10 protein-coding genes are annotated in these 7,243 nt (G+C 74.2%); 6 read left to right on the top strand and 4 right to left on the bottom strand.

Annotated elements, in window-relative coordinates:
- The 4 genes from JWQ92_RS12305 to JWQ92_RS12290 all read left to right on the top strand — a co-directional run.
- Positions 1-1,237: aldehyde dehydrogenase family protein (locus tag JWQ92_RS12305; protein ID WP_297344752.1), on the top strand; the 1,237-nt coding region annotated here is incomplete at its 5' end.
- Positions 1,234-2,706: a D-glycero-beta-D-manno-heptose 1-phosphate adenylyltransferase gene (gene rfaE2 / locus JWQ92_RS12300; protein ID WP_297344751.1), complete on the top strand. Its 1,473-nt coding sequence runs from the start codon at positions 1,234-1,236 to the stop codon at positions 2,704-2,706. The genes JWQ92_RS12305 and rfaE2, both read left to right, overlap by 4 nt.
- The gene (locus tag JWQ92_RS12295; RefSeq protein ID WP_297344750.1) at positions 2,703-3,575 is read left to right on the top strand and encodes a glycosyltransferase family 2 protein; all 873 of its coding nucleotides are present in this window, start codon (positions 2,703-2,705) and stop codon (positions 3,573-3,575) included. The genes rfaE2 and JWQ92_RS12295 overlap by 4 nt, the downstream gene beginning before the upstream one ends.
- Positions 3,576-3,614: 39 nt before the next feature.
- The gene (locus JWQ92_RS12290) at positions 3,615-3,812 is read left to right on the top strand and encodes a DUF2795 domain-containing protein (RefSeq protein WP_297344749.1); all 198 of its coding nucleotides are present in this window, start codon (positions 3,615-3,617) and stop codon (positions 3,810-3,812) included.
- Between the two features lie 84 nt (positions 3,813-3,896).
- Here the strand turns inward: JWQ92_RS12290 and JWQ92_RS12285 are convergent, their stop codons facing one another.
- Both JWQ92_RS12285 and JWQ92_RS12280 read right to left on the bottom strand, forming a co-directional pair.
- On the bottom strand, positions 3,897-4,469 hold the full coding sequence (locus tag JWQ92_RS12285) for a LemA family protein (RefSeq protein ID WP_297344748.1): 573 nt from the start codon (positions 4,467-4,469) through the stop codon (positions 3,897-3,899).
- A 165-nt stretch (positions 4,470-4,634) separates the two neighbouring features.
- Positions 4,635-5,003, bottom strand: a complete 369-nt coding sequence (locus JWQ92_RS12280) for a hypothetical protein (protein ID WP_297344747.1) — start codon at positions 5,001-5,003, stop codon at positions 4,635-4,637.
- Positions 5,004-5,172: 169 nt separating this feature from the next.
- On the opposite strand from JWQ92_RS12280, the gene nadE reads away from it, so the two are divergent.
- The gene (gene nadE / locus JWQ92_RS12275; protein WP_297344746.1) at positions 5,173-6,000 is read left to right on the top strand and encodes an ammonia-dependent NAD(+) synthetase; all 828 of its coding nucleotides are present in this window, start codon (positions 5,173-5,175) and stop codon (positions 5,998-6,000) included.
- 21 nt (positions 6,001-6,021) lie between these two features.
- A complete protein-coding gene (locus tag JWQ92_RS12270; protein ID WP_297344745.1) occupies positions 6,022-6,162 on the top strand; it encodes a hypothetical protein in 141 nt (46 codons plus the stop codon).
- Between the two features lie 26 nt (positions 6,163-6,188).
- Here JWQ92_RS12270 and JWQ92_RS12265 read toward each other — a convergent pair whose 3' ends face one another.
- Both JWQ92_RS12265 and JWQ92_RS12260 read right to left on the bottom strand, forming a co-directional pair.
- Positions 6,189-6,644 carry a hypothetical protein gene (locus JWQ92_RS12265; RefSeq protein ID WP_297344744.1) on the bottom strand — a complete coding sequence of 152 codons (456 nt, stop codon included), beginning with the start codon at positions 6,642-6,644 and terminating at the stop codon, positions 6,189-6,191.
- Positions 6,645-6,664: 20 nt separating this feature from the next.
- Positions 6,665-7,243, bottom strand: a 579-nt coding sequence (locus JWQ92_RS12260) for a hypothetical protein (RefSeq protein WP_297344743.1), incomplete at its 5' end; no start/stop codon positions are given.

Raw genomic sequence — 7,243 nt, 5'->3', positions numbered from 1 at the left:
GGCGACCCCGCCCGCCCGTCGCGGCGAGCTGCTGCGGGCTGCCGCGGCCGCCCTCGCGGAGCGTGCCGACGAGGTCGCGACCCTGAACACCCGCGAGACCGGCAAGACGCCGGCCGACGCGGCAGGCGGCGTGCAGGCGGCGATCGGCACCCTGCTCCAGTACGCCGAGCTCGGGCCCCTGCACCGGGGCAAGGCGCTGCGTGGCGGGGCGGACGCGGTCGACTACGCGCTCCCCCATCCGCGCGGCGTCGTCGTCGCGCTCACGCCGTGGAACGACCCGGCCGCGGTCGCCGCGGGCCTGCTCGGCGCCGCGATCGTCGCGGGTGACACGGTCGTCCACAAGGGCAGCGAGCGCTGCCCCGCCACCGCCGCGCTGCTGAACGAGATCCTCGCGGGCGCGCTGCCCGACGGCGTGCTGGTCGGCGTGACCGGCGACGGGGCGACCGGGGCCCTGCTCGCCGAGCAGCCGGGCGTCTCCGTGCTCGCCCACGTGGGCTCCACGGCGACCGGCCGCAGCCTCGCGCTCGTCGGCGCCGCCCGGGACCTCCACGTGATCCGCGAGAACGGCGGCAACGACGCGCTCGTCATCGACGCGGGCGTCGATCCGGTGTGGGCCGCCGGGCAGGCTGCGCTCGGCGCCTTCGCGAACGCCGGCCAGATCTGCACGTCCGTCGAACGGGTCCTCGTGCACCGCGACGTCGCCGACGGGTTCGTCTCCGCCCTCGTCGCCGAAGCGGAGTCCTGGTCCGGCCGCATCGGTCCCCTCGTGGACGAGCGGATGCGGCAGGCGGTCCACGCCCACGTCCTGGACGCGGTACGCCGCGGTGCGCGCGTGCTGACCGGCGGCACGCTCCCCGACCGTCCCGGCACCTTCTATCCGCCGACCGTGCTCGTCGACGTGCCGGACGACGCCCTCGCCGTCACCGAGGAGACCTTCGGGCCGATCGTGCCCGTGCGGGTCGTCGACGACTTCGACGAGGCCCTGCTGCTCGCCGCCGCGGACCGGTACGGGCTCGCGGCGACCGTGCTCACCCCCGACATGGCGCACGCCCACCGCGCGGCGGCGGTGCTGCCGGTCGGCACCGTCAAGGTGAACGCCGTCTTCGGTGGGGCGCCGGGCGGCAGCGCCCAGCCTCGCCGGGCCAGCGGATCCGGCTACGGGTACGGCCCGGAGCTGCTCGACGAGATGACGACCACGACGGTGGTGCACCTCGGCCTGCCCGGTGCCGCGCCGTGACCGATCCGGCCGAGGTCGTCCGCCGGGTCGACGCGGCGCTCCAGGTGCGGCGGCCCCGCATCGTCGTGATCGGCGACGCCCTGCTCGACCGATGGTGGGCGGGCAGCGCCGAGCGGATGAGCCGCGAGGCGCCCGCGCCCGTCGTGCGCATCGCCGATCGGGCCGACGTCGCCGGGGGTGCCGCCAACACCGCGGTGAACCTCGCGGCGCTCGGGGCCGACGTGGCGATCGTGGGTGCGATCGGCGACGACGTGGGCGGTGCCGCGCTGACCGCGCTGCTGCAGGACGCCGGAGTCGACACCAGCGGCCTGCTCCGCATCGCCGGGCTCGCCACGACGGTCAAGACCCGCGTCGCCGGCGGCGGGCAGGTGCTCGTGCGCGTCGACGAGGGAGATCAGGTCGACGACGGGACACGCGAGCTCGTCGCCGCGGCGGCGCTCGCCGCGACCCGCACCGCCGACGCGGAGCTCGTGTGCGACTACGGGATCGGATCCGCCGTCGGCGTCGTGCGGGACGCCCTCGCCGCCCGTGCCGAACGGCCGCCGGTCACCGTCGTCGACGCCCACGACCTCGCCCCCTGGTCGGTGCTCGGCCCGACCGCCGTGACCCCCAACGCGGGCGAGACGGAGCGGCTGCTCGGCCACCCGGTCGGCCCCGACCGGGTGCAGCAGGCGCAGCTGCTGCGCACGGAGCTCCTGGCCGCCACCGGCGCGGCCGGCGTCGTCGTCACCCTCGATCGCGACGGCACCGTCGTGCACGCCCCCGAGGGCACCTCCCGCACCAGGGCCCATCCGGCGCCCGACGCGATGGCGAACGGCGCGGGCGACACCTTCGCGGCCGCTCTCGGCCTGGCGCTCGCACTCGGCGAGCCGCTGGCCGACGCGGCCGTCGTCGCGCAGCTCGCCGCCGACGTCGTCGTGCGCGAGCCCGGCACGAGCGTGTGCACGCGGGCGGCGCTGCTCGCCGCGGTCGAGGGCCCGACGCGGGTGCTCGACGCGGGCCGGCTGGAGGCGGCGCTCGAGGCCGACCGACGGGCGGGCCGCCGCATCGTGTTCACCAACGGCTGCTTCGACGTGCTGCACGTGGGGCACACCACCTCCCTCAAGCAGGCGAAGCAGCTCGGGGACGTGCTCGTCGTCGCGGTGAACGACGACGCGTCCGTGCGGCGGCTGAAGGGCCCCGGCCGGCCGATCAACGGCGCCGCCGACCGCGCCGGTGTGCTGGCCGAGCTCGGCTGCGTCGACTACGTCACCGTCTTCGGCGACGACACCGCGATCCCGCTGCTCGAGCGCATCCGCCCCGACGTCTACGCGAAGGGCGGCGACTACACGCCCGAGATGCTGGAGGAGACCGCGGCCGTGGAGGCGTACGGCGGCACCGTCGCGATCCTCGGCTATGTGAGCGCGCATTCCACGAGCGGCATCATCGCCCGCACCAGGGCGCTGCCGGAGGGCACGGCGGCCGGATGAGCCGGCGCACCGCCGCCGAGTGGGCGAGCCACGCTCCCGCGCCCGAGCCGCTCGTCGACGTGCTGATCGGCACGGTCGGCCGCACGGGCGAGCTCGCGGTGACGCTCGCCGGGCTCGCCGCCCAGGACGACCCGCCGTTCCGCGTGCTCGTCAGCGACCAGTCGGACACGCATCCGGCGGCCACGGACCCGGCCGTGCAGGCCATGTTCCGGGTGCTCGAGGTGCAGGGCCGGCAGCCTCGGCTGCTGCGGCACCGCCCCCGCCGCGGAATCGCGGAGCACCGCGACTTCCTGCTGCGTCAGGCGACCGCCGACGCGGTGCTGTTCCTCGACGACGACGTCTGGCTGGAGCCCGGGGCGCTGCAACGCCTGCACGAGGCGCTCTCGACGCTCGCCTGCGGGTTCGTCGGCATGGCGCCCCAGGGCCTCTCCTACCTCGACGACCGTCGCCCGCAGGAGCAGCAGCCGTTCGAGCGGTGGGACGGGCCCGTGCGGCCCGAGCGGATCCGTCGCGGCGAGCCCGGTTTCGAGCGCTGGACGCTCCACAACGCCGCGAACCTCGTGCACGTCGCCGCGGACCAGGCCGATGCGGCGCGCGGCTGGGTGCCGTACCGGATCGCGTGGATCGGCGCATGCGTGCTCTACCGCCGCGCGGCCCTCGTGGAGTGCGGCGGGTTCGGCTTCTGGAGCGACCTGCCGCCCGCGCACGCCGGAGAGGACGTCGTGGCCCAGTGGCGGGTCATGGAGCGCTACGGCGCCGCGGGCCTGCTGCCGTCGGGCGCCGTGCACCTCGAGGCACCGACGACGATCCCGAACCGTGAGGTGGACGCCCCGGACGTGGTGTTCGCCGCCGACCGCCTCGCCGGCTGAGGCCCGGGCACGGGCCACATCGAGAAGAAGGAGGACGAGATGGCGGATACGCCGAATCCCATCCGGATCCAGAAGTTCCTGAGCGGCATCGACTACCCGGCGTCGAAGGACACGATCGTCGAGACCGCGAAGAAGGAGGGAGCCGACCAGCGCGTGCTCGACGCGCTCGGACGTATTCCGGACGGCGACTACGACGCCCCGACGGCGGTCAGCAAGGCGGTCTCCGACAACGCCTGACTCCGTGTGGACGCAGACTTGCCCCTTTCTGCCCCCAAACGGCACGCATGGGGTCGGAAAGTGGCAAGTGTGCGTGCGGGCGGGTCAGAACTGGACGCGGGGCGGCTGTGCGATCGCGGCCGAGTCGGCGACCTCGAAGAACTCGCGCCGGGTGAAGCCGAGCCGACGGGCGAAGGTGTTGTTCGGGAACACCTGGATCTTCGTGTTGAACTCGCGCACGCCCCCGTTGTAGAAGCGCCTCGACGCCTGGATCGTGTCCTCGGTGTCGACCAGCTCCGACTGCAGCTGCAGGAAGTTCGTGCTCGCCTGCAGCTGCGGGTAGGCCTCGGCGACGGCGAAGATCGACTTCAGCGCCTGCTGCATGTGGTTCTCGGCCGAGGTGGCCTCGGTCGGCGTCGAGGCGGAGAGCGTCTCGGCTCTCGCCCGGGTGACGCTCTCGAAGACACCCTTCTCGTGGGTCGCGTACCCCTTGACGGTGTCGACGATGTTCGGGATGAGGTCGGCGCGGCGTCTCAGCTGCACCGTGATGTCGCTCCAGGCCTCGTCGACCCGCGCCTTCAGGGTCACCAGCGAGTTGTACGTCGCCCAGAGGTAGATCGCGAAGACCACGATCAGCACCACGACGAGCACGATCGGGATCAGCAGGCCCCAGTCCATGGCGGGAGGCTAGGGCACCGCTCTGCGGGATCGATGAGACTTCCGCCTCGCGCGCCTGCCGGCGTGGCGCGCCTGATCAGCCGCGTGCCTCGGCCGCGTCGCAGTTCGGGACGTGGTCCCGTGGGCGCGGCGTCCGAAACCGCGACACGAGGCCGGCGCTCGGCGCTACTCCCGCCGGTCGGTGTCGACGTTCGGGTCGAGCTGGTCCGCACGGCGGAGGCGTCCGTCGACGTCGGAGCGCATCCGCTCGGCGTCGGCCTGCTTGTCGGCGCCGGCGCGCTGCAGGCGCTCCGCGTCGACCTGCGCCTGCTGGGCCTCCGCCTTCGCGCGGTCGGCGTCGGCGCGGACGCGCATCGCCTCCGCCTCGCGTTCGCGGGTGGCCAGCTCGTCGTTGTGCGCATCCTCACGGATGCGCTGGGCGCGATGCTCGTTCGCGCGAGCGACCACACGACCGCGGCGGGCGAGCAGCAGCACGACCACCACCACGATGACGATCACCACGACGGCGATCACGATCCAGACCACGGGTTGCACGGCGCACCTCCTCCCCCGGTGATAGTCCTCGTGGGCCCCGGAGGATGCGGCCTTCGGGGAAGGGTCAGCGGAAGCACGGCCCGCCACCAGGCTGCCGGAGGCGTTTCGGGGCGCCCCGCCCGTCGGGACCGACGGGTGCTTCCGAGCGATCCGCCCGTATCGTGACGGCATGGCCCGCTCCCGGACGGCGATCCTCGCCGAACTCGGCTCCCGACCCACCATCGACGTCGAGGAGGAGCTCGCGAGACGGCGGGACTTCCTCGTCGCCTACCTGGAGGCGTCCCGCACCAGGGGCTTCGTGCTCGCCGTCAGCGGCGGCCAGGACTCGACGCTCGCCGGCAAGCTCTGCCAGCTGGCCGCCGAGCAGGCGCGAGGGCAGGGTCTCGACGCGACGCTGACGACGGTGCGGCTGCCGTACGGCGTGCAGGCGGATGAGGACGACGCCCAGGAGGCCCTCCGGTTCATCGGACCGGACGTCGTCCGCACGGTGAACATCAAGGCGTCGGTCGATGCGCTCGCCGCGGACTACGAGCGGGCGATCGGCGCCCCGCTCAGCGACTTCGCCAAGGGCAATGCGAAGGCTCGGATCCGGATGGTGGTCCAGTACGCGATCGCCAGCGAGTCCGGCGCCCTGGTGGTCGGCACCGACCACGCGGCCGAGGCGATCACCGGCTTCTTCACGAAGTTCGGCGACGGCGGCACCGACGTCATCCCGCTCTCCGGCCTGACGAAGAACCAGGGCGCGTCGATGCTCGAGCACCTCGGTGCCCCGGAGCGTCTCTACACGAAGGCCCCCACCGCGGACCTGCTCGACCTCCGCCCCGGTCAGACCGACGAGGACAACCTGGGGATCGCCTACCGCGACATCGACGCCTACCTGCAGGGCGCGCAGGTCGACGGGGCGACGACCGCGCGGATCGAGGAGCAGTTCCAGAAGACGGAGCACAAGCGCCGCCTTCCGGTCACGCCGTTCGACACGTGGTGGCGGGAGCATTAGCGCCCTCTCCCGGATCGGGCGGTGCTGGTGACGGTGGTGCTCTTCCTCGACGACGTGGCCGAGAACGTCGAGGCGGACCGCGCGCTCGGCCCGCACGCGCACCGGCACACGGACACCGGGGAGACGCCGGCGATCCTCCGGGCCGCGGTCGGCTCGCCGTGACGACGCCGCCGCGGCCGGCCGGCGCCTCAGGCGGACAGCACGCGCATCAGCACGGTGCCGGCGTCCTCGAGACGGTCCGCACCGACGGACACCGCCGACACCCGATCCGTCCGTCGCGGACGCCCCCGCACCGGAGCGGCCCACGCCGCGATGCCCTCGGCCTCGAGTGCGACGAGCACCGCGTCGACGCGGTCGTCGGGGACCTCGGCGAGCGGCGCCCAGAACAGCGCGTCGAGACGGTTGCCCCGCCCGAACGGCGACAGCCAGTAGGCCCGCCCGAACTGCAGCGCGTTCGCCGCCTCCAGCGGGGCCTCGAACGACGACGCGGCCGCATTGCGACGGGGAGCGGCGCCCGGCGCCGGCCGGCGCGGCAGGCCCAGCACGGCGGTCAGCGCGTAGCGCCAGAGCGCTGCGGATCGCCGCAGGCCGTGCCCGCCCCTGCCCTGCCGCATGCGCTCCCCCGTCCCCCGCCTCGGGTCCATCCTGCGACTCCTCGGCCGGGTCAGCCGCCGTGAAAGCTCGGCCGCAGCACGGGCGAGGTCCCGCACGTCGCCCGTGTGAACGGCGCGATCCTCCGGTAGTCGCTGATGGTCTCGTTCTTCGCGTCCTTCAGCACCGTCCTCGTCGTCCCGGTCGTCGCGTGCAGCCCGTCCGCCGAGACGATGACCTCGACGGCCGTGAACGTGGCGCGGTTCGGGCCGGCGTCGATCGAGTGGAACCCGTCGAGCTCGCCGTGCAGGCAGCCGACTGCGCCGGCGTCGTCCGCGCTGGCGAAGACGAACCGGCCGCCGCCGACCGGGGCGTGCGGGTCGTAGGTGCCGGCGACCGGGTGCAGCGCGCACCGCACGAACGACCAGAGCGGCGAGTCGCGCCCTTCGCTGGGGATGGCGACGACCACCCCGCTCGCCAGCTTCCCCACGACGAAGGTGCGGTCGCCGCCACCCGCGAACTGCTGCTCGGCGGACACCGTCGCGCCGGATGCCGTCGTGATGCCGAAGCGCACCGTCCCGCCGAGCAGGATGTCCGCCCACTCGCGGTCGGGGTCTCCGTCGCCGTCGACGTCCACGATGCGGGCGCTGGC

The sequence above is a fragment of the Amnibacterium sp. genome (assembly GCF_025463795.1).
Classification (GTDB): Bacteria; Actinomycetota; Actinomycetes; order Actinomycetales; family Microbacteriaceae; genus Amnibacterium.
The sequence above is the reverse complement of the archived record's forward strand: the minus strand, read 5'-3'. Positions and strand labels throughout refer to the sequence as shown.

Bases quoted from the DNA above. Each gene is read 5' to 3' on its own strand.
- JWQ92_RS12290 (WP_297344749.1), top strand. From the start codon at position 3,615: ATGGCGGATACGCCGAATCCCATCCGGATCCAGAAGTTCCTGAGCGGC.
- JWQ92_RS12265 (WP_297344744.1), bottom strand. From the start codon at position 6,644: ATGGACCCGAGGCGGGGGACGGGGGAGCGCATGCGGCAGGGCAGGGGC.
- JWQ92_RS12295 (WP_297344750.1), top strand. From the start codon at position 2,703: ATGAGCCGGCGCACCGCCGCCGAGTGGGCGAGCCACGCTCCCGCGCCC.
- nadE (WP_297344746.1), top strand. From the start codon at position 5,173: ATGGCCCGCTCCCGGACGGCGATCCTCGCCGAACTCGGCTCCCGACCC.
- JWQ92_RS12285 (WP_297344748.1), bottom strand. From the start codon at position 4,469: ATGGACTGGGGCCTGCTGATCCCGATCGTGCTCGTCGTGGTGCTGATC.